Here is a 21,084-nt window from a genome sequence, read left to right on the forward strand (position 1 = left end):
ATAAACACCTACCACTTAGAATCGTATTTAACGTTTTTGATGTATTTTTTAAAATAGTTAGCCACAAGTCCTGTGAAAACCCCCATTATGATTCCAGCAATCATGAGTACAGGCAAATAAGAAAATATTAAAAAATTGTTTATGATTAACGCCGCAACAAATAGCTGACCTACATTGTGGGCAACAGAGCCAAAAACACTTACACCAACTAAGCTGAAGTATTTGCTGTATCTCTTATAGACAAAAAACATAATGCATGCACTCAAAATACCACCGGATACACTGTACAAAAATGACGTTAAATTTCCAACAAGCAATTGCGCTAACAATGTCCTCATGATGACAACAATGAGAGATTCCTTAAATCCAAACAGCAATATTGTCACTAAAGTGACTATATTAGCAAGCCCGATCTTTATCCCTGGAACAGGAATAGGAACGGGAATAAAGCTTTCAACAATGTTCAAAACCAATGCTTGCGAAACTAATATAGAAATATATACAAGTTTTTTATTAGACAGTTTTGTGCCCTCCAATCCTATAAAACACATCATAATTTATTATATTTGTTTTTTTATATTTAATCAACTGATATCATTTACTAAAAAATTTTTGTTTGTTAAATAATTATGCTATAATCAAGATGATAGATAATTTTAACAGGAGGTTTTTATATGAGCACTAAAGTAATAGTGTTGGGCGGAGGATTTGGAGGAGCTACTGCTGCACAAAAACTTGATAAATATTTACTTAACGACGATGTAGAAATAACACTTATCGAAAAAAATGATAGTCAGACATACCTTACAGAGTTGCACGAAGTAGCTGGAAATAGAATAAAGCCTGAAGGCGTAAAAGTATCATTGAAAGAAGCATTAGAGTACACGCGCGTCAAGATTGTACAAGATGAAATAAACAAAGTTGATATAGAAAACAAAAAATTGTACTCAGAAACGTCTGAGTATGATTACGATTATCTTATAATAGCTTGTGGCAGTGAACCAGCTTATTTTGGAATTCCTGGCATGAAAGAGTATGCTTTTACATTATGGTCTTTAAAGGACGCTGAAAAAATAAATAAGCACATTCGCGAAATGTTTAAAAAGGCACAATATGAAACAGACAGACAAAAAAGAGCAAAAATGCTTACATTTATAGTTGGCGGCGGTGGTTTTACAGGAGTAGAGATGATAGGCGAACTCATGGAGTGGGTAGATAGGCTGTGTAAAGAGTACAGAGTTTCAAGAGATGAAGTTAGATTAACTCTTGTTGAAGCATTGCCTAAAATTTTGCCTACGGTCAGCAGGGAAAATTTAGTTCAAAAAGTAGTGAATTTCCTCAATAAAAATGGCGTAGAAGTCAAGACAAACTCCATGATCACAAGTGTTACACCAGATGGCATCACATTAAAGACAGGCGAAGAAATTCCTACAAAAACGCTGATTTGGACAGGCGGTATTCAAGGAAATAGCTTCGTCGCCAATATCGGACTTAATACAGATAAAAAAGGAAGAATCGTAGTAAATAAATACATGGAGTCATCTAATCCGTATGTATATGCCATCGGCGACAGCGCTTCCTATGTAGGAGAAGATGGAAAACCTATGCCTGCTTTAGTTGAATCTGCTTTGCAATCTGCTGATGCCGCTGCATACAATATCGCCGCCTCCATTAAAAATATGCCAAAGAAAGAGCTTAAACTAAATCTTCACGGAAATATGGTATCTGTAGGAAGAAGATTCGCCATCGCAGAACTTTCTGGCATAGGCGGGCTGTCAGGATACCCAGCTACGTTTATGAAACACATAGTAAACATGCATTACTTATTTGGTTTAAGCGGCCTTGGCATGTGCGCACAGTATATAAGAGATCAGTTTATCGATGTACCTGATAAAGGCAAATTAAGCATAATTGAAAATCATGTAGCTGTTACTACAAATATGTTTTGGCTATCACTCATGAGGGTCTTCTTAGGTTTAATGTGGATAATAAGCGGCATACAACACATACAAGAAGGTTGGCTGTCATCAGTCAAATTATCTGCTGGCGCGTCAGCAGCTCCAATGCAAAATGTGCCTGCATGGTATGGATGGTTTATGGAAAAGTTCATATTGCCTCACGCCATATTCTTCCAGTCGTTGATAACATTGTCTGAAATAGGTATTGGCCTTTTGCTTGTTGCAGGATTATTTACGTTTATTGCTGCACTTGGAACCATATTCCTTCATATTAATTTCTACTTATCAGGTATGGCGACATTCAACAACTGGTGGTACGTCATAACCGCCATAGCTATAATGGGCGGCGCCGGAAGATCATTTGGTCTCGACTACTATGTAATGCCTTGGCTTTCAAAAGTATTAAAACATTGGGTAAGAAGAAAAAAGCTAAAACTTAATGTATTTTAATAAAGAGGCTGTAGGAAATCTCCTATAGCCTTTTCTTTATTTACTCAGAAATATATTTTAAGCTCTTTTCATTTAATCCCAAAGAAAAAAACTTAAGCACAAATACGTTTTTATGTGCTTAAGTTTTTTTTACGAGTATTTTGTCAATATCCTCTCTGCTATGACTTCCATAGGAAGTGTTGAGTCCATGCTCATCTTTCTCATCAAAGTATAAGCTTCTTCCTCATCAAGTTTTTTTACTTTCATCAACAACCCTTTAGCTCTCTCTATTTTCTTGCGGGCTTCTATTTGCTTTTTTAAGCTTTCTATTTCATTTTTTAAAGATAAATACTTCTTGTGATTTTCTATCACAAATTCAGTAAGGCTTAATAAAACAGCTTTATCAATTGGCTTCAATAGATAAGCGAATACAGAATAATTTTTCACTTCTTCAATAAAACCTCTTTGAATGGTCTGTGTCATCAATATGACAGGTGCCACATTATCGCTATCGATAATATGCGCTACTTCGTAAGCATTCATTCCAACAATGCCCATGTCCACCAAGACGAGATCAGGCATCAATGATCGCGAAAGCCTTACTGCGCTTCCACCGTCTCTTGCTTCATATACCAGGTGACCGCTGGATAAAAGCATCCCTTTAAGCATACTTCTGCTGTAATCATTGCTATCAGCAATTATGATGCGCCATTGACTCATGAGAACACCTACCTTAAAACTTAGTAAGGTATTGGTCTATCTCCCACCTTGTGACGTAAGTCCTGTAGGAATCCCACTCAGACCATTTTGCCTCAACATATTTATTGTATATGTGTTCGCCTAATGCATTTTTTATAACCTCATCTTTTTCTAAAATGGTTAAGGCTTCTTCTAAAGATTCAGGCAATTTCTCTATGTTCAATTCATTCAGCTCAGTTTCGCTCATTTCATAAATATTTTTATCAACTGGCGATGGTGGATCTATCTTATTTTTTATGCCATCGAGTCCTGCAGCTAACGAACAAGCTAATGCCAAGTACGGATTGTTAGAAGGATCAGGTGATCTAAGCTCTATCCTTGTTGAATTTCCTCTTTTAGCAGGTATCCTTATGAGGGGACTTCTATTTCTTCCAGACCAGGCAATGTAAACAGGAGCTTCAAAACCAGATACAAGCCTTTTGTATGAATTTACTGTAGGATTTGTTATGGACGTCAATGCCTTTGCATGTTTCAAAAGGCCTCCAATGTAGTAATAGCAATCTTTGCTAAGGCCCATCTGGTCGCTTGGATCGTAAAATGCATTTTCACCATTTTTCATAAGAGACTGATTTAAATGCATACCTGAACCTGCAATCCCGTACACAGGTTTAGGCATAAATGTCGCATGGAGTCCATGTTTTTGAGCTATTATCCTTACTACCATTTTAAATGTCATAACATTATCTGCCGTTGCAAGCGCATCATCGTATTTAAAATCTATTTCATGTTGTCCTGGACCTACTTCATGGTGTGATGCCTCTATTGCAAATCCCATCTCTTTAAGTGTAGAAACCATTTCCTTTCGGGCACTTTCTCCTAAATCAACTGGTGCCATATCAAAATATCCTGCTGCATCCTGAGTGATTGTAGTAGGATTTCCTTTTTCATCTGTCAAAAACAGATAAAATTCACACTCTGGCCCTACATTCATTGTATAACCTAATTTTTTTGCTTCTTCTAAATTTTTTTTGAGAATATACCTCGGATCCCCCTCAAAGGGCGTACCATCCGGATTGTATATATCGCAGATAAGCCTTGCCTCTACGCCGCTTGTTGTCCTCCATGGAAATATTACAAAAGTATCTGTATCTGGCCTTAAATACATATCAGACTCCTCGATTCTGACAAATCCATCTATTGATGAGCCGTCAAACATTATTTCATTGTTTAAAGCCTTATCCAGCTCTTCAATAGGAATCGAGACATTTTTCATGACGCCGAAAATGTCGCTAAACTGTAAATGAATAAACTCAACACCACGCTCTTTGGAAATCCTCAATACATCTTCTACACTGTATTTGTTTCCCATAACAATCCTCCTTAAATTAAAATAGGTGTACTCAATTAAGGACATTATCTTCCTTCATTGAGGACACCATTGCCCATCTAAAAATATGACTTTACAAGATTATAACATATGTATTTCAACATAACAATATCATTCGTCCTTTTTTTCAAGTTCAACATCTATTCCATCTATTACACCAGATACGAGATTGAAAATCCATGTTCCAAAAGCGCTAATTAGCGCCAACATCACCCCATAAATTATTCCAAATATGAGTCCTCCAAATACACCCAAGCCAAAAAATCTAGCATCTCCTATACTCCCGAATAAACCTCCAATTAAACCCAAAACAGCTCCAATTATAATGCCGTACAACAATGTAAACTTAAAGACAGAAAAAACAGACACTTTTTTGATCTTATAATTCCACATACACACTCTCCTTTCCTGTAGCCTTCAGCTACTACATTATAATTATATTATACCATAATTTTCTTATGCAAGTACAAAAATTTACAACCTTACAAATTTTAAAAAAATTATACAGTCATTAAATTAAATCATACTGGCAATACTATCTATTGAGGTGATTCTATGAAAAAGTATCGTAAAATTTTCTGCATATTATTGATATTTATTTCAGTATTTCAGCTTTCTGCTTGCAAGAATAAGCAAAAAAAGCCCATTCCGCAGAAAAAGCCCAGTACGACTCAAAAAATGTCTACACCAAAAGAGCTTACTAAAATCGAAAGCGACATCGACACGATAATAAAAGAAGCTAAAAAACTTAAAGAATCCCAGAGTGGCAAAAGCACTCAACAATCAGCTACAACATTAGCACCTCAGAATAAAAAGCAAAGTTCTTCAAAAAGTCAAGATGGCGGAAAATCTAATGAAAAAGGTGCTAATAAAAAACAGCAAAAGCAGCCACCAGAAGAAAAATCATGGAGCGCAATAGATAAAACTGTAAAAGATATACATACAAATTGGAATGCTTTAAGCCCTATTGCTGCAAAAGCTGGAGCCAGTTCTGATTTAGTAAACAATGTAAGTACATCAATAAATATTCTGACTACAAAGTCCTCCAGCAAATCTTTAGATGATACAATGATTGCCGCAAATAATGTCTACAAATTTGTGCCTGAAATTGAAAATTACTTTAAGACAACAACACCACCAGATATTAAAAAACTTAGATTTTACAGCAGAGACATCGAGTTTAATTCGTCTTTAGGCAAATGGGATATTGCATTAAAAGATATAGATGATATAAAGGCGATTTGGAAAAACATAAGGATAAAACTGCCTAAAGACGCTAAAAATGCTTCAGATAAATTTGATGCAGGTCTTAGTGAATTGGAAAAAGCTGTACAGTCAAAAGACAGCACCATCACCAAAATCAAAACAAGCGTTTTAGAGACAGACATTAAATCGCTTGAAAAAGCCTCAAAGTCACAAAAATAACCTCTTTTAGGGGTTATTTTTGTATAACCTTATTTTATTGACTTCATATAATAATAATGATATATTTTAAATAACAAACTTACTTTATTGCACTATATCAATGAATTTTTATTTTTAAGGAGGATAATAATGGGAGTCAATGTAGCAATCGTAGGTGCGACTGGCCTCGTAGGAAGAACGTTTATTAAAGTTTTAGAAGAGAGAAATTTCCCGGTGGACAATTTGTATTTGTTCGCCTCAAAAAGAACTGCTGGCCAAAAGCTTACATTTAAAGGAAATGAATACACTGTAGAAGAATTGACAGAAAAAAGCTTTGATAGAGACATAAAGATAGCATTATTCTCAGCAGGCGCTACAGTAAGTAAAATGTACGCTCCTATAGCAGCAGAAAAAGGAGTAACAGTCGTTGACAACTCCAGCGCATGGCGAATGGATGATAATGTACCACTGGTAGTTCCTGAAGTAAATCCACAAGATATTAAATGGAATAAAGGTATAATAGCAAATCCTAATTGTTCAACGATTCAAATGGTAGTCCCGCTAAAGCCCCTTCATGACAGATACAAAATCAAGAGAATTGTCGTCTCAACGTATCAAGCGGTATCTGGTGCGGGTAAAAAAGGCGTCGATGACCTTGAAAGAACATTAAATGGTGAAAAAAATCAATGTTTCCCTTATCCTATAGCATATAACTGCATTCCACATATAGATGTTTTTTTGCCTGATGGATACACTAAAGAGGAGCTTAAGATGATCAATGAGACAAAAAAGATAATGGGTGACAACTCTATAAAAGTATCACCTACGACGGTTAGAGTACCCGTTAAGAATTCCCACAGCGAAAGCGTCAATATCGAATTTGAAAAACCTTATCAAATGGAAGACTTAAGAAGCGTTTTAAAAAATGCTCCTGGAGTCGTTTTAATGGACGATCCGGAAAACAACATATACCCAGTTGCAACAATCGCAACAGGACATGATGAAGTATTTGTAGGAAGATTAAGACGTGATGAAACAGTCTACAGCGGATTAAATATGTGGATTGTGGCTGACAATATAAGGAAAGGCGCCGCATCTAACGCTGTGCAAATTGCCGAGCTTTTGATTAAATAATGTCTTTATGTTCTGAGAAAGGATGATAAATGATGCCAGTATTTAAGGGTTCAGGTGTTGCCCTCGTTACTCCATTCACTGAAGACGGAGTTAATTTTAACAAGTTAGAGGAACTTTTAGAATGGCATATAAAAGAAGGTACAGATGCTGTAATAATATGTGGCACGACCGGTGAATCGTCAACAATGACAGATAAAGAAAAAATGGATACGATCAAATTTGCGGTTGACAAAGTAAAAGGTCGCATTCCTGTCATAGCTGGAACAGGCAGCAATGATACGCGACACAGCATTGAACTAAGCAAATATGCTTCAACTGTTGGCGCTGATGCTCTACTTGTCATAACGCCGTACTACAATAAGACTACTCAAGCAGGACTTGTCAAACATTTTACAGAAATCGCAAAAAATGTTGATAAGCCAATAATAATATACAATGTTCCAAGTAGAACGGGTATGAATGTAAAACCAGAAACATACTTAGAAATATGCAAACACGTTGACAATGTTGTTGGTGTAAAAGAAGCCAGCAGCGATATAGTTCAAATAGCTGAAATAGCGCGAATAATGGGCGATAAATTTGAAATATACTCAGGAAATGACGATCAGGTCGTGCCAATACTATCATTAGGCGGCATAGGTGTAATTTCCGTCACTGCAAATATCGTGCCTAAAAAAATACACGAAATGGTAATGCTGTTTTTGAATGGAAATATAGAGGCCGCAAGAAAATTGCAATTGGAATTAAATCCTTTAAATAGTGTCATGTTCATAGAAACGAATCCAATTCCAGTCAAGACAGCAATGAATTTAATGGGTTTCAATGTCGGACCGTTGAGGCTTCCTTTAGTCGATATGTCCGAAAAGAATCTAAGCACACTAAAATCTACATTAAAAGAATTTGGGCTAATATAAGGAGGCCGTATTAATGATAAGAGTGATAATAAATGGTTGTTGTGGAAAAATGGGCAAAGTAATCGCAAATATGGCTTCACAAAACCCAGACTTTGAAGTTGTTGCTGGAATCGACCAAAATCAGTGTCAATGCGGATTTCCTGTGTACAAAAGTCTTGATGAAGTAGATGTGGATGCCGATGTAGTAATAGATTTTTCATATCATACGGCTGTGCCACAATTGCTAAAAGCCGCCGTAAGCAAAAATTTACCTGTTGTCGTTGCAACAACAGGTCTTGATGAGGAAGAAATTAATTCTTTAAGAGAAGCATCTAACCATATTCCCATATTTAGGTCTGCTAATATGTCGTTAGGCATCAATGTACTTATAAGTTTAGTCAAAGAAGCCGCAAGAGTCTTAAGTGACAATTTTGATATAGAGATACTTGAGATGCACCACAACATGAAAAAAGATTCTCCCAGTGGAACAGCATTATTGATTGCAGATGCCATAAATAGCGTTTTGGCCGATAAAATGGAATATGTGTACGGTAGGCACTCAAATATAGATAAGCGGAATAAAAATGAAATAGGTATCCATGCGTTAAGAGGTGGCACCGTAGTAGGTGAACATGAAGTGATTTTTGCTGGTCACGATGAAATCATCAAGATTAGCCATTCAGCAAGATCAAGAGAAATATTTGGAAATGGCGCACTTTTAGCAGCTAAATTTTTAATAAATCAAAAACCTGGACTTTATGACATGGAATCACTTGTCAAGAAAGGATGATGACTTTTGAATTCAAAAGATGAATTGACAAACCCTTATGAAATAGCAAAATTCATAAAGGAATCTAAAAAATCCACACCAGTAAAAGCCTACATAAGCGGAAATATAGATGTAGACGAAAAAACATTTAAAGTTTTTGGCACCGATAATTTCAAAATAATCTTCGGAGAGTTAGAAGATGTAAAAAAACTTTTAGATGAAAACAAAGACAAAATTAAGGATTATCACCTCGAATACGATAGGAGAAATTCTGCAATACCATTGTTGGATATAAAAGACTTAAATGCTCGAATTGAACCAGGCGCTATTATAAGAGACAGAGTAAAAATAGGAAAAAATGCAGTAATCATGATGGGTGCCATCATCAATATAGGGGCTGAAATTGGCGAAAACACAATGATAGATATGAATGCCGTTGTTGGTGCAAGAGGAATAATCGGAAAAAATGTCCATGTTGGCGCTGGTGCAGTCATAGCAGGCGTGTTGGAGCCACCAAGCAGTATCCCCGTTATCGTGGAAGACAATGTACTCATAGGCGCCAATGCCGTCCTTTTAGAAGGTGTCAGAGTTGGTCACGATGCTGTTGTAGCAGCAGGGTCTGTCGTCACAGAAGACGTACCTCCAAACACTGTCGTGGCCGGTGTTCCTGCTAAAATTGTCAAAATCAAAGACGAAAAAACCAGAGAAAAAACTAAACTATTGGATGATTTAAGAGGTTAGAAAAACCCGGCTAAGCCGGGTTTTAAAATTCTATTCCGTATCTGGCGGAAATGCCTTTTTCAAAAGGATGTTTGACTAACTTCATTTCAGTTACAAGATCTGCATTGTCAATAAGCTCTTTAGGAGCATTTCTTCCTGTTAAAACCATCTCCATTGTGTCTGGCTTCTCCTTCATAAGTTTAAGTACATCTTCTACAGAGAAAATATTGTTCTGTATTACCCCCATTATTTCGTCTAATATGAGCATATCGCATTCTTCATTTTTAATGACATTTTCTATAAAGTCATAAGCTTTATGCATCTCATCCCTAAGTACATTTTTTTCGTTCTCATCCATTTGAAAAAAGAATTTTTCACTTGACTGAAATCTAAACACTTTAAAGTTTTCTAAGTTTTTCAAAACATAAAGCTCTCCTGTATCTCTACCTTTTAAAAATTGAACCATATAGACTCTAAAGCCTCTGCCTAAAGCTCTTATGGCAAGACCTATGGCAGCAGTCGTCTTGCCTTTCCCATCACCTGTATATATTTGAATCAGACCGTTTTTCAATGGAATCTCCCCTTTTGTATGTAGATATCTATTCTTCTTTCAGCGCTAAATCATCCTTATTCACTTTTTCCATTTTTGTTATGGATACTTCATAGGCAGTTCTCGTTATAATTTCATTATTATCTCCTTTTTTTTGATATTCTCTGCTTTGCACTCTTCCCCACAGCTTTATGCGATCGCCAACTTTCAATTTTTCACAAAATCTGGCATTTCTTCCCCATGCAATTACAGGAATGTAGTCAGACTTGCTGTATGGTCTATTGACAGCCACAAGCAAATCGGATATTTCTCTTCCAAATGGAGTTGTTCTATAAACAGGCTCCTTGCATATAAATCCATCTAAAAATATCTCATTAGGATTTTTAATGCTTTCATCGTCGCTTACGACTATAATGTCCCTTGCAAAAATGGTCAATATCAACCTATTTTTACCACCATTTGGCGACTGCCTATTGTAAGACCTAAGCTGTCCTTCGATTTTTACCTTAGTGCCTGGAGCTAAATTTATACCTTCAAATAGCCTGTTTGAAATAGTGATTGGAAGCATATCCTTTGCATCACTTAGTCTTGGCACTTCAAGAGTGAAATTATAAAACTGCTCTCCATAAAGCTCGTGACTAAATTCCAAGTCATTTACAATTTTACCAGCTAAATTAACCATGTTATTCCCCAATATATTGCCTGCCATCTGTTTACTCTCCCTTCCATCATGTGTACCTTCTTAAAATATAGATATTATCAAAGAAGAGCATTTATGACAGGTTTATTAAAATATTTAATCGTTTTACATAAATAAACTTCATTGAACCACCCAACCTCAATACGAAGTATTGCAAAAAAATTTTAATATTATTTTTCTCAACATTATCAAAATAATATCATTAATTTTATTTTTTTGCAATTATTATTGTACAAGTTAATAAAATTTTATTGTTTTTTATGTTGCCTTCCTTCGTGATCAATATAGTAATTTTCCTTATATATTAACTGACTTATAGGAACTATTTGATATCCATTTTCTTTCAGCTTATCGATAATGTACGGTATTGCCTCAGGTGTAAATTGGCCATTATTATGAAATAGAATAATAGAACCTTTTTTGACATTTGGCAATACTCTATTTATTATCGCCTCCGTATCAAGGCCTCTCCAATCAAGCGAATCCACATCCCACTGTATGGTATAATATCCTAAACTCTTTGCTATCTCAATGACTTTATCATTGTAATCACCGTATGGAGGTCTAAATAAGTAAGGCTTTCGTCCAGTGATCTTTACAAGTTTCTCCTCACAGGCCTTTATCTCATCTACCATTTCTGAATCGCTTAACTGCGTCATGTGGGGATGTGTATTGCTGTGGTTTTCCACATCATGACCTTCTTCGTAAATTTTTTTTACAAGATCAGGATATTTATCAATCCAAAGTCCTGTCAAAAAAAATGTAGCCTTTACATTTTTATCTCTTAATATCTGCAAAAGTCTTTCTGTCTTATCACTGCCCCATGATGCGTCAAACGATATAGCAACCCTCTTGTCAGGAATATCAACACTGTAAATAGGAAGCTGTCTATTTATATTAAATAGCGTATTTATAACAGGTGGAACGCCGTAATTTGTGTACAAAATAGATATAAATGCTAATACAAAAACAGCTAATAAGTTTATGATGACGCTTTTCTTGATATAATATATCTTCACAAAAAATAACCTCCCAACTACGAATCTATAATAAATTTATTCCTTTGGGAGGTTATTATTACTATTTTATAGCAAGTTTAATATTGCCGATGAATCACTTAAGTCTTTTAAAACAATATCTGCCTCTTTCACCGTTTCATAATTGCCAACTCCGATAGATAGCATCCCAGCTCTATTTATAGCTTCGATTCCAGCTTTAGAATCCTCTATTCCTATACATAATTTAGGTTCAACATCAATTCCATAAGCAGCATTTAAAAAAATTTCTGGATCTGGTTTGCCATTCTTTATTTTATTCGCATCAACGATATAATCGAATGTTTCTATTAATCCAAGGTTTAAAAGCACAGTTTTTGCATTTTTGCTTACAGAAGCAACAGCCATTTTTATTCCTCTATTTTTTAATTCCTTTATTAAATCTAATACGCCAGGAAGTATGTCCTTAGGTGTTATTTCCTTTATCATCTCTTTGTAGTATTCATTTTTTTTATCGGCCAGACGGTGCTTTTCTTCTTCACTGAAAGATTTATCGGTATTTTTTAAAATTATCTCCAACGACTCAATTCTGCTGATGCCTTTTAAGTTTTCATTTATCTTCCTGTCAAAATATACATTTAATTCATCAGCTAATTTTTTCCACGCCAAGTAGTGGTATTCTGCAGTATCCGTTATTACACCATCTAAATCAAATATCACTCCTTTGTATTTAACATCTTTATCTATCAACTTTTTTCACCTCTTTTTCAACCGTATTACCTTTTAAAAGCATTATTTCTTCATCATACACGCTAATTTTCAACATCTCGCCTTCAACCAACAAAAATGATGCCTTTTCTTGAGTAATATTTACATGTATTTTGCAATTTTTATATCTGATATTGTAGGATAGTGACCTCCAGCTTTTAGGTATATTAGGCATAAAATGAAGTCCATCAGGATATGTCATCATTCCACCAAATCCGCTTATAATTGCACTCCACGCTCCAGCCATACAAGCAGTGTGTATCCCATCTTTAACATTTCCATTGTAATCATCTAGATCCATTCTCGCTGTCAGCATAAAATATTCATAGGCTTTGTCATAATATCCAATCTCATTAGCAAGAATGCTGAATATTGCTGGAGACAACGATGAATCATGAGTCGTTATTGGCTCATAGTAATCATAATTTCGTTTAACCTCGTCAATGCTAAATAATTCTCTTCTTAGGTACATAAGTAACAGTACATCGGGCTGCTTGCATATCTGATATCTGTATATATTTAGATAGTGCCTGTGAAGCAAAAGCGGCTTTTCATCTTCTAAATCTTTAGCATTCAATCTTTCTTTGTAGAGAAAGCTATCATCCTGAGGAATAATTCCAAAATCATCCGAATACGGAAGATACATATTTTTTGCAGCATTATTCCATTCATTCAACTCTTCATCAGTAAGCCCAATCTTTTCTTTGATATTCGTAAAATGATCGGGAGCTTTTCTAGCCATCTCCTTGGCAATAAAGCATGCGTACTCCAAGTTCATCTGTGCCATGTAATTTGTATACGCATTGTTGTCAACTAACGCCGTATACTCATCAGGTCCTGTTACGCAATTCAAGCAAAACTTATTATTTTTTAAAGGAATATACGCACCTATACTTATCCATAACCTTGCAGTTTCAAATACAATTTCTGCACCGTACTTATATAAAAATTCATAGTCTGAAGTTGCTTCAACATATTTTTTTATGGACAAAACTATATCGGAGTTTATATGATATTGGGCAGTTCCAGCCGGAAAATAAGATGAACATTCCGGTCCATCTATCGTCCTCCATGGATAAAGAGCACCTTTATATCCCAATTCTTTTGCCCTTTTTCTGGCCGCATCTAATAAGTTGTAGCGAAACATTACAAAGTTTTTAGCAATCTCTGGCTTTGTGTACAGAAAAAACGGCATGATGTAAACATCAGAGTCCCAAAAATAGTGTCCTTCATATCCTTCACCAGTCAGCCCTTTGGCACATATATTCGCAATATCATTCTTTGATACAGACTGCAATAATTGAAATTCGTTGTACCTTATACCCTGCTGCAAAGAAATATCGCCGTCTATTTCCACATCTGCATCCGCCCAAAATTCTTCTAAATAATCAAACTGCTCCTTGAAGATGATATTTGCACCATCTAATTTAGCATTTACAACCTCATTAACTGCACTATCAATAAGCTTATCCTCTAAACATTCTCTTGATGTGTAGTATGAAATAAATTTATCAAGCTGAAAAGTTTTGTCCTTTTCAGCATCAATAGAAAATTCAAAACATATTTTATCATCTGATTTATAATTTTTAATCTCATAATGACAATCAGTTTTAACATCATGGTTCACGGAACAAACGTATTTTAATTTGCTTCTTTTTGTGCTTTGCATTAACCATCCAATGCATCCGTCAACATAGCTATCTATAGTATTTATGACTTTCCCTCTCATGTTGTTTCCTACTCGCATGTCATCTGTCTCATTTCCATAATATATATTTCCATCGACTTCGGAAATCAACTTTACCTTTCCATTAAAGTTTAACGGTTTAAAGCTAAAAACTATAGTGCCTAAATGCTGCCTTTTAAAAGAAATTAATCTTTTTACACTTATCTCAAGTTTTTTCCTTTTCTCATTCTCCCAAACAATTTTTCGCTCTGTAAACCCTTCTTTCATGTCAAGTGTTCTTTCATATTCAATCAAATTGCCTTTTAACAAGTCAAATGGTTCGTCATCTACAAACAATTTTACAATTTTGCTATCAGCAACATTTACCATTGCTTCACCGTAAGTTGGAAAACCATATCCACCTTCTGCATAATTGATATCATAGATTTCATAAAATCCGTTAATATATGTTGCATTAAATGATGTTCCATTAGGACCTGAGTAACCTTCTTCAAATGTACCCCTCATGCCAAAATATCCATTTCCTAAAGAAAAAATAGTTTCATTGCGATAATTTGTTTCTATACGGAATTTGCTTTCTCTTATCTTCCACTCATCATAAGGATATATTGATTTTTTCATTTGAACCTCCACGCTTTCTAAATAAAGTCGACAAACCTATTTTATTGCACCAGCCATGACACCTTTAATAATGTATTTCTGTGAGAACAGGTAAAATATAATTACCGGTATTATCGTCAGCACTAAACCTGCTAATGCCAAATTCCACTCTATGGTAAACTCTCCAAAGAAGAAAAATGTTGACAGCGGAATAGTTCTGAGATTAGGACTCCGCAAAACCAATGACGGAAGCAAATAGTCATTCCAGAATGATATAACATTCAATATAGCCACAGTCACAATAATAGGTTTAAGGTTAGGAAAAACTATTCTCCAAAACAATTGAAATTTATTGCATCCATCAATCGTAGCAGCTTCCTCCATTTCAAGCGGAACATTTTTAATAAATCCATGAAACAAAAATGTAGACATACCTATACCAAAACCTATATTCATAAAGATAAGCCCGTATCTGGTATCAATCAGCGAAAAATTCGTCCCCGGAATCTGCCACTTGCTTAGATACTGCACTAATGGTATCATGACAGATTGAAATGGTATCAGCATTGTTGCGACAAATGTATAAAAAATGATATTGGAAATAGTCGTTTTATTCCTTTCGAGAACCCATGCCGCCATCGATGATAACACGATTATAAACACGACACTTGTAACTGTTATAAACAGAGAATTGCCCAAAGCAGTCAAAAAATCCATCTTTTGTATTGCCTGAATATAATATGTGAAATTTAAGGCCTTAGGTAGACTTAATTCATTCGTAAATATTTCTTTTCTATCTTTGAAAGAATTAATAACCATGATGTAGACAGGAAATATAACGAATAGTGTCAATATCCAACCGAATATTTCTAAAATAGTCATATTTTTTTTGGTTTTCTCCATCACATCTCAACCTCTCTTTTCTTCGTTAAATACACCTGTACAAGTGTAATAGCCATTATTACAACAAAAAATACAACAGCTTTTGATTGAGCTATGGCATATTGATTGTGCTTATACGCCGTCTGCACTATATTCATCGTCAATAATTCTGTCGTACCATAAGGTCCTCCATTAGTAAGCGATAAATTTGTGTCATATTGCTTAAATGAATTTGATAAAGTTATAAAAAGGCTTATAGTAAAAGAAGGAACAGTAAGCGGCAGTATTATGTTAAAAAGTCTTCTTACAGGACCTGCGCCATCAATAAGAGATGCTTCGATTATGTCCGGGTTAATGCTTTCTAATCCAGCAATATATATGATCATTACGTACCCAGACATTTGCCACGCCGACACAATTACAATGCTCCAAAAGGCCATATTAGGATCATTTATCCAGTTGAAGAATATATTTGAGGCGTGTAACACAGTTCCCAACTGCACAAATAGTTTTGTAAATATAAATTGCCAAATAAATCCTAATATCAAGCCGCCTATTAAATTAGGCATAAAGAAAATAGATCTTAAAATATTTCTGGTTCTCATTTTTCTGGTAACGAGAAGTGCTAAAGAAAAACCAATTATATTTGAAACTATTACCATAATAATCGCATATCTAAAAGTCAATAAAAATGCGCTTAAAAAATTTTGATCTTTAAATACCTTTAAATAGTTGTTAAATGCTACAAATTTTGAACCAAAAAATGTGAACCCATCCCAATCTGTAAAAGAATAAATTATGCCTAATATAAAAGGAATTATTACTACATTTATGAAGATAAACAGCGATGGTATCAAAAATAGCCAAAACGTCAATCTACTGCTATTTTTTTTCATATTTTCACTCCTATCGTATGCACATTGATTTAAATTAGGACATACTTCTTCTAACATATAATTTAAGAAGTATGTCCTTTAAGCTAATTACTTGCCAGCATCTTGAACCCAAACATTTGTCAATTCTGACAAGAATTGATCGTCATTTTTTATAAGTCCAGCATAGTATTTCTGAATTACATTAGAACCATCAACATCTATTCCGTTAGGGAAGTAGTTGTTGTACACCCAAGGAATAATTTGACCTTTATCAACATACTGAGCAACTTCCGCTGCCAGTGGAGCCTTTGGAGCTTTTACTCCTTTATACGCTGGAATAAACTTCAAAGTATCTGCAGAATATTCTTGTCCTTTATCGCTTGTTATCAACCAATCTAAAAATTCAATTGCAGCTTTTTGCTGTTCTGGAGTTGCATATTTATTTACACGCCAAGCAGTAGCAGTACCAACAGCCAATTTTGTATTTCCACCAGTCGGGAACGGAATAATTCCATAATCAAAATTAGGTTTGTCTTGATCCAAAACTGATTGTACCCAGTCGCCTTGATGTATCATAGCATATTTGCCGCTTGCAAATCCCGCCACTTGATCATCGTATGAATCAAGTGCACTGTTTGTATATGGTTTTATCCTGTCCATGTCTTTTATCCATTGGACTACACTTGGTATATCTTTCATAGTGATTTGCCCTTTGTCGAGCTTCTCTATGTCAGTCTTGTAGTTTGGATCAACTGCGAAAGCCCAGTTAAAAGGATGTATAAATGAGAAGTACGTCTCTTTCGCAAAAGCAATAGGTTTAACAACACCGTTTAATTTCGACAATTTTTCACATGCATTAACTAATGCATCAATGCTTGTTATTGATGCTGGATCTATGTTTGCCTCTTTAAACAAATTTTTATTGTAAATCAAACCATACCCTTCAACTGCTGAAGGAAGACCATATAATTTGCCATCAACAGTGACATCATCTTTCACTCCATCTGCCAACATTTCAGCGGCTTTCGAATTTTTTATTTCAGCCATATACGGTTGAAATTTAGGAGTATCTGGTCCAGCAATAGTAAATATTGTAGGTGCTTTTTCAGGTGATGCAGAAAACTGAGACTGCAAAACAGTTGCAAAGTTATCTCCTGAAGTACCCAAAAGTTTTACTTCTACTTTATCCTGTGATTTATTGTAGTCATCAATTATTGTTTGAAGATCTGACTGTATTTCGGTTTTACTTTGCATAACGGTTATAGTTATTTTGCTGTTCTGACCAGAAGATGTACCATTTTGACTCGTTTTGCTATTATTGCTTGATGAACACCCCGTCACTAAAGCAGCTATCAAGATCGTCGAAATTAACAAACTCAGTATTTTTTTCATACAAACACTCCTCCTATTTTTTATTTTTATGATGATCATAAAATTGCAATTGAATTTTTTATTTAGCACCCCCTTATAGTTTTTCCAGATAAGCAGCATAAAACTTATCATGCATAAACCAAAAATTTGACTTAAATCCGGCAAGCACTGACACTTCAAATATTTTTTCAAAAAATACTTTTAATGATCTTATCTATTGCTTGATTGCTTGCCAAATTTAAGCTTGATAAAGTATAACTGTAACCGCTTACAGTTTTCTCACAAATAAAAGTTACAGTTTTTTTATATCATCCAATCTAAGATAGACTGTCAATAAACACAATCTGTAACCGCTTACAGCTATATTGTAGCACCTTTTAAAAAAATAATCAATAGGTTTTCAATTATTTTTTTAAATTTTTTGTGCATCTCTTTTAATGCAAGATTGACGAATAATCAATCTATGCTTTAAAATAACCTTCTTCTCAGATATCTTTTTATTATCGATTATCTTTATCAGCATGCGAGCTGCAACAGCACCAATATCATACATAGGCTGTGCAACTGTAGCTAAAGCTGGCCTCGTTACCTCTGCCAAATCAAGATTATCAAATCCTATTACCGAAACATCTTCCGGACATTTTAAACCAGCATCAAAAATAGCGTTAATAGCTCCCATAGCCATTATATCACTGAAAGCAAAAATAGCATCTGGTTTTACATTGCCCATTAGCATTTCTTTTGCAGCCATATATCCCCCTTTTGCCTTAAAATTGCTTTCTTTTATCAGCTCATCATACACTTTAAGACCAGCTTCTTTCATAGCATCAAGAAATCCATAAAGTCTATCGACACTATCAACAGTTTCCTTCATACCGTTCAAATCACCATGAATAACACCTATCTTTTTATGCCCCTGCGATATTAAGTACTTTGTAGCATCGTAAGCAGCTTTCCTATTGTCTATTACTACATACGGTATATCATAGCTTGTAGCTCTTCCGGCTAATACTAATGGTATTTTTCTATCTTTGAAAATATGGTATATTTCATCAGAAAAATAATCACTGTGGAATATTATGCCATCTACCCATCTACTTTTCAGCATGTCGATGTACTGTATTTCTTTATCCCTTGAATTATCGGCATTACAAAGAATTATGTTGTACTTATATATATTGCACACATCTTCTATCCCTCGAACAACTTCACTATAATATGGGTTAGATATGTCAGGAACTATTAATCCTATAGTATTTGTCTTCTTCATTGCCAAACTGCGTGCTAATATGCTTGGCTCATAGCCAAGCTCTTTTGCTGCTTTTAATACGCTTTCCCTTGCCTTTTCACTGACATATGGGCTATTATTAAAAACCCTTGAAACAGTCGCTGTTGAGACATTTGCCAGTTTTGCTACATCATCTATATTTGCCATACAAACAATACATTCCCTTCGCAATAATATTAAAGTCGCAACGCGCATAAAATAGTAACCGCTTACAATTATATCACATTTGCTTCAAAACAACAACACAAATCATTTAAGGCCTGTTGTGGAAATCCCCTTGACAAATTGTTTTTGGAAAATGAGAAATATAAGTATCATAGGCAACGTTAAAAGTATAGCACCTGCCATAACTTGATTCCAAAATTGATAATACTGCCCGTAAAATGAATTTAATCCAACTGGCAGTGTGTACATATTATCGCTGGTCGTCAAAAGGCTGGGCCACAAAAAGCTGTTCCAATTGCCTGTAAACATGAATATAAACTGTGTTGTAAGAGCAGGCTTTGACAATGGCAAAACTATTTGTAGAAAAATCCTAAATTTAGACAAACCGTCTATTGTGGCAGCTTCTTCCATCTCCTTCGGAATAGATAAAAAGAACTGCCTCATTAAAAATATACCAAAACTACTGGTTAAAAACGGTATTGTGAGTCCCCAATACGTATTCACCCAGCCCAGTTTGCTCAATAAGATATATGTTGGCACCATTACAACCTGCCCAGGAACCATCATAAGCGCTAACACAATAATGAACAAGAAATTGCGGCCTGCAAAATTAATTCTGGCAAGAGCATATCCAGCCATTGAATTAAACAATAAATTTCCAAATGTAACTGCGGCAGCAACGATCAAACTATTAAAGAACCATCTCAAAAACGGAAACTGGCTTACAATCATACTATAATTGCTAAACGTCAAATTTTTTAAATTGACACTTAAACTATCTAATTCACTTGTAGGTTTGAGTGAAGTTATTATAGACCAAATAAACGGCCCTAATGTGATTGCAGCATAAACTATGGCTACCAAATAGAGAACAAATCTAAATACTTTAGTCATTATATATCACCTCTTAATACATTTCTTCTTTAAATAATACTCGCTGCAATAGTGTTAAAATCAGAATAATCAGAAATAGTACAAAAGCCATAGCTGATGCGTAACCCATGTTAAAATCTTTAAATCCTGTTTTATATATGTCAAGAACCACCGTCATCGTCGCATCAAGTGGCCCTCCACTTCCCCCTGACACAACATAGGCCTGGTCAAAGATTTGAAACGTACCTATCAACGAGACTACGAGATTGAAGAACACAACGTGCCTCAACAACGGAAGCGTTATTTTTATAAATCGTTGAAATTTATTTGCGCCATCTACTTCTGCCGCTTCATACAATTCCGCAGGGATGTCTTGAAGTCCTGCCAAGAATATCACCATATAATTTCCAACTGATGACCAAATTGCCATCATCATGATTGACGGCAAAGCAAAGTTGACATTGTTAAACCATGCCTGACCATGTATTCCGATTTTAGACAGAATCGTGTTGACTAATCCATCTGCTTTAAATAAATACAAAAATATGACTGATACGGCAACTGTCGATGTTACAGTAGGTATATAATACGCAACCCTAAAAAAAGTTTTCCCTTTAATATCAGAATCAACGACTAATGCAAGGACTAATGCTATAAATAATTGTGTAGGTACCACAAACAATGAATATATCGTTGTGTTAAGCAATGCCCTTTTAAACGTTTGATCGTTTAACAAACCTATATAATTTTTAAATCCTACCCAGTGACTCAAAGAAGGATTTAAGTATGAAAAATCTTTAAAGCTTATTATAAATGCATAAATTAATGGTCCAATAATAAACACAGAAATAGAAACGACAAAAGGCATCATAAAGGCGTATCCCGAAATAGCTTCATTTACATATCTTTTCTTTGAAATTGAATGAGCTTTCATACT

At 34.9% G+C, this 21,084-nt stretch carries 21 protein-coding genes; 6 read left to right on the forward strand and 15 right to left on the reverse strand.

The genetic code is table 11. From position 1 onward, the window contains the following. Positions 1–8 precede the first annotated feature (8 nt). Complete coding sequence (locus tag GSH73_RS08645) at positions 9–536, reverse strand: Gx transporter family protein (protein WP_233432469.1); 528 nt, start codon at positions 534–536, stop codon at positions 9–11. A 138-nt stretch (positions 537–674) separates the two neighbouring features. Here GSH73_RS08645 and GSH73_RS08650 point away from each other — a divergent pair, with 138 nt between their 5' ends. Then, positions 675–2,408 carry an FAD-dependent oxidoreductase gene (locus GSH73_RS08650; RefSeq protein WP_014758407.1) on the forward strand — a complete coding sequence of 578 codons (1,734 nt, stop codon included), beginning with the start codon at positions 675–677 and terminating at the stop codon, positions 2,406–2,408. Between the two features lie 129 nt (positions 2,409–2,537). Here GSH73_RS08650 and GSH73_RS08655 read toward each other — a convergent pair whose 3' ends face one another. The 3 genes from GSH73_RS08655 to GSH73_RS08665 all read right to left on the reverse strand — a co-directional run bounded on the left by GSH73_RS08655 (position 2,538) and on the right by GSH73_RS08665 (position 4,866). Further along, the gene (locus GSH73_RS08655) at positions 2,538–3,107 is read right to left on the reverse strand and encodes an ANTAR domain-containing response regulator (RefSeq protein WP_014758406.1); all 570 of its coding nucleotides are present in this window, start codon (positions 3,105–3,107) and stop codon (positions 2,538–2,540) included. Positions 3,108–3,120: 13 nt separating this feature from the next. Further along, positions 3,121–4,455: a type I glutamate--ammonia ligase gene (gene glnA / locus GSH73_RS08660; protein WP_014758405.1), complete on the reverse strand. Its 1,335-nt coding sequence runs from the start codon at positions 4,453–4,455 to the stop codon at positions 3,121–3,123. Positions 4,456–4,584: 129 nt separating this feature from the next. Beyond that, positions 4,585–4,866: a hypothetical protein gene (locus GSH73_RS08665; protein WP_014758404.1), complete on the reverse strand. Its 282-nt coding sequence runs from the start codon at positions 4,864–4,866 to the stop codon at positions 4,585–4,587. 162 nt (positions 4,867–5,028) lie between these two features. Here GSH73_RS08665 and GSH73_RS08670 point away from each other — a divergent pair, with 162 nt between their 5' ends. The 5 genes from GSH73_RS08670 (at position 5,029) to dapD (ending at position 9,414) form a co-directional block, all read left to right on the forward strand. Beyond that, positions 5,029–5,898 carry a hypothetical protein gene (locus GSH73_RS08670; RefSeq protein ID WP_014758403.1) on the forward strand — a complete coding sequence of 290 codons (870 nt, stop codon included), beginning with the start codon at positions 5,029–5,031 and terminating at the stop codon, positions 5,896–5,898. Positions 5,899–6,027: 129 nt separating this feature from the next. Beyond that, a complete protein-coding gene (locus tag GSH73_RS08675) occupies positions 6,028–7,011 on the forward strand; it encodes an aspartate-semialdehyde dehydrogenase (RefSeq protein WP_014758402.1) in 984 nt (327 codons plus the stop codon). A 32-nt stretch (positions 7,012–7,043) separates the two neighbouring features. Continuing rightward, on the forward strand, positions 7,044–7,925 hold the full coding sequence (gene dapA / locus GSH73_RS08680; protein WP_014758401.1) for a 4-hydroxy-tetrahydrodipicolinate synthase: 882 nt from the start codon (positions 7,044–7,046) through the stop codon (positions 7,923–7,925). 13 nt (positions 7,926–7,938) lie between these two features. Further along, positions 7,939–8,694 carry a 4-hydroxy-tetrahydrodipicolinate reductase gene (dapB, locus tag GSH73_RS08685; RefSeq protein ID WP_014758400.1) on the forward strand — a complete coding sequence of 252 codons (756 nt, stop codon included), beginning with the start codon at positions 7,939–7,941 and terminating at the stop codon, positions 8,692–8,694. A gap of 6 nt (positions 8,695–8,700) precedes the next feature. After that, positions 8,701–9,414, forward strand: coding sequence for a 2,3,4,5-tetrahydropyridine-2,6-dicarboxylate N-acetyltransferase (gene dapD / locus GSH73_RS08690; RefSeq protein ID WP_014758399.1), 714 nt, complete (start codon positions 8,701–8,703; stop codon positions 9,412–9,414). A 22-nt stretch (positions 9,415–9,436) separates the two neighbouring features. On the opposite strand, the gene GSH73_RS08695 is transcribed toward dapD, so the two are convergent. The 11 genes from GSH73_RS08695 to GSH73_RS08745 all read right to left on the reverse strand — a co-directional run bounded on the left by GSH73_RS08695 (position 9,437) and on the right by GSH73_RS08745 (position 21,081). Further along, the gene (locus tag GSH73_RS08695) at positions 9,437–9,964 is read right to left on the reverse strand and encodes a cob(I)yrinic acid a,c-diamide adenosyltransferase (protein WP_014758398.1); all 528 of its coding nucleotides are present in this window, start codon (positions 9,962–9,964) and stop codon (positions 9,437–9,439) included. 28 nt (positions 9,965–9,992) lie between these two features. After that, positions 9,993–10,652 (reverse strand): single-stranded DNA-binding protein, encoded by a 660-nt coding sequence (locus tag GSH73_RS08700; RefSeq protein WP_014758397.1) that lies wholly within the window; start codon positions 10,650–10,652, stop codon positions 9,993–9,995. A 239-nt stretch (positions 10,653–10,891) separates the two neighbouring features. Next, positions 10,892–11,662 (reverse strand): polysaccharide deacetylase family protein, encoded by a 771-nt coding sequence (locus GSH73_RS08705; RefSeq protein WP_014758396.1) that lies wholly within the window; start codon positions 11,660–11,662, stop codon positions 10,892–10,894. Between the two features lie 66 nt (positions 11,663–11,728). Continuing rightward, a complete protein-coding gene (gene pgmB / locus GSH73_RS08710) occupies positions 11,729–12,388 on the reverse strand; it encodes a beta-phosphoglucomutase (protein WP_014758395.1) in 660 nt (219 codons plus the stop codon). Continuing rightward, positions 12,378–14,714 carry a glycoside hydrolase family 65 protein gene (locus GSH73_RS08715; RefSeq protein WP_014758394.1) on the reverse strand — a complete coding sequence of 779 codons (2,337 nt, stop codon included), beginning with the start codon at positions 14,712–14,714 and terminating at the stop codon, positions 12,378–12,380. The genes pgmB and GSH73_RS08715 overlap by 11 nt, the downstream gene beginning before the upstream one ends. A 36-nt stretch (positions 14,715–14,750) precedes the next feature. Next, positions 14,751–15,596 (reverse strand): carbohydrate ABC transporter permease, encoded by an 846-nt coding sequence (locus GSH73_RS08720; RefSeq protein ID WP_014758393.1) that lies wholly within the window; start codon positions 15,594–15,596, stop codon positions 14,751–14,753. Continuing rightward, complete coding sequence (locus GSH73_RS08725) at positions 15,596–16,471, reverse strand: carbohydrate ABC transporter permease (protein WP_014758392.1); 876 nt, start codon at positions 16,469–16,471, stop codon at positions 15,596–15,598. Before GSH73_RS08725 ends, GSH73_RS08720 begins: the two co-directional genes overlap by 1 nt. 87 nt (positions 16,472–16,558) lie before the next feature. Further along, a complete protein-coding gene (locus GSH73_RS08730; protein ID WP_014758391.1) occupies positions 16,559–17,842 on the reverse strand; it encodes an ABC transporter substrate-binding protein in 1,284 nt (427 codons plus the stop codon). Between the two features lie 391 nt (positions 17,843–18,233). Then, on the reverse strand, positions 18,234–19,256 hold the full coding sequence (locus GSH73_RS08735) for a LacI family DNA-binding transcriptional regulator (protein WP_038069361.1): 1,023 nt from the start codon (positions 19,254–19,256) through the stop codon (positions 18,234–18,236). A gap of 102 nt (positions 19,257–19,358) precedes the next feature. Then, complete coding sequence (locus GSH73_RS08740; RefSeq protein ID WP_014758389.1) at positions 19,359–20,168, reverse strand: carbohydrate ABC transporter permease; 810 nt, start codon at positions 20,166–20,168, stop codon at positions 19,359–19,361. A gap of 13 nt (positions 20,169–20,181) precedes the next feature. Beyond that, on the reverse strand, positions 20,182–21,081 hold the full coding sequence (locus GSH73_RS08745) for a carbohydrate ABC transporter permease (protein WP_014758388.1): 900 nt from the start codon (positions 21,079–21,081) through the stop codon (positions 20,182–20,184). Between the last annotated feature and the right edge of the window lie 3 nt (positions 21,082–21,084).

Origin of the sequence: Thermoanaerobacterium aotearoense (assembly GCF_009905255.1) — a bacterium.
Taxonomy (GTDB): Bacteria; Bacillota; Thermoanaerobacteria; order Thermoanaerobacterales; family Thermoanaerobacteraceae; genus Thermoanaerobacterium; species Thermoanaerobacterium aotearoense.

Coding starts and splice junctions, on each gene's coding strand:
- dapA (WP_014758401.1), top strand. CDS start 7,044: ATGCCAGTATTTAAGGGTTCAGGTGTTGCCCTCGTTACTCCATTCACT.
- GSH73_RS08670 (WP_014758403.1), top strand. CDS start 5,029: ATGAAAAAGTATCGTAAAATTTTCTGCATATTATTGATATTTATTTCA.
- GSH73_RS08720 (WP_014758393.1), bottom strand. CDS start 15,596: ATGGAGAAAACCAAAAAAAATATGACTATTTTAGAAATATTCGGTTGG.
- GSH73_RS08745 (WP_014758388.1), bottom strand. CDS start 21,081: ATGAAAGCTCATTCAATTTCAAAGAAAAGATATGTAAATGAAGCTATT.
- GSH73_RS08740 (WP_014758389.1), bottom strand. CDS start 20,168: ATGACTAAAGTATTTAGATTTGTTCTCTATTTGGTAGCCATAGTTTAT.
- GSH73_RS08730 (WP_014758391.1), bottom strand. CDS start 17,842: ATGAAAAAAATACTGAGTTTGTTAATTTCGACGATCTTGATAGCTGCT.
- dapB (WP_014758400.1), top strand. CDS start 7,939: ATGATAAGAGTGATAATAAATGGTTGTTGTGGAAAAATGGGCAAAGTA.
- GSH73_RS08650 (WP_014758407.1), top strand. CDS start 675: ATGAGCACTAAAGTAATAGTGTTGGGCGGAGGATTTGGAGGAGCTACT.
- GSH73_RS08665 (WP_014758404.1), bottom strand. CDS start 4,866: ATGTGGAATTATAAGATCAAAAAAGTGTCTGTTTTTTCTGTCTTTAAG.
- GSH73_RS08735 (WP_038069361.1), bottom strand. CDS start 19,256: ATGGCAAATATAGATGATGTAGCAAAACTGGCAAATGTCTCAACAGCG.
- GSH73_RS08700 (WP_014758397.1), bottom strand. CDS start 10,652: ATGGCAGGCAATATATTGGGGAATAACATGGTTAATTTAGCTGGTAAA.
- GSH73_RS08725 (WP_014758392.1), bottom strand. CDS start 16,471: ATGAAAAAAAATAGCAGTAGATTGACGTTTTGGCTATTTTTGATACCA.
- GSH73_RS08655 (WP_014758406.1), bottom strand. CDS start 3,107: ATGAGTCAATGGCGCATCATAATTGCTGATAGCAATGATTACAGCAGA.
- GSH73_RS08675 (WP_014758402.1), top strand. CDS start 6,028: ATGGGAGTCAATGTAGCAATCGTAGGTGCGACTGGCCTCGTAGGAAGA.
- glnA (WP_014758405.1), bottom strand. CDS start 4,455: ATGGGAAACAAATACAGTGTAGAAGATGTATTGAGGATTTCCAAAGAG.
- GSH73_RS08715 (WP_014758394.1), bottom strand. CDS start 14,714: ATGAAAAAATCAATATATCCTTATGATGAGTGGAAGATAAGAGAAAGC.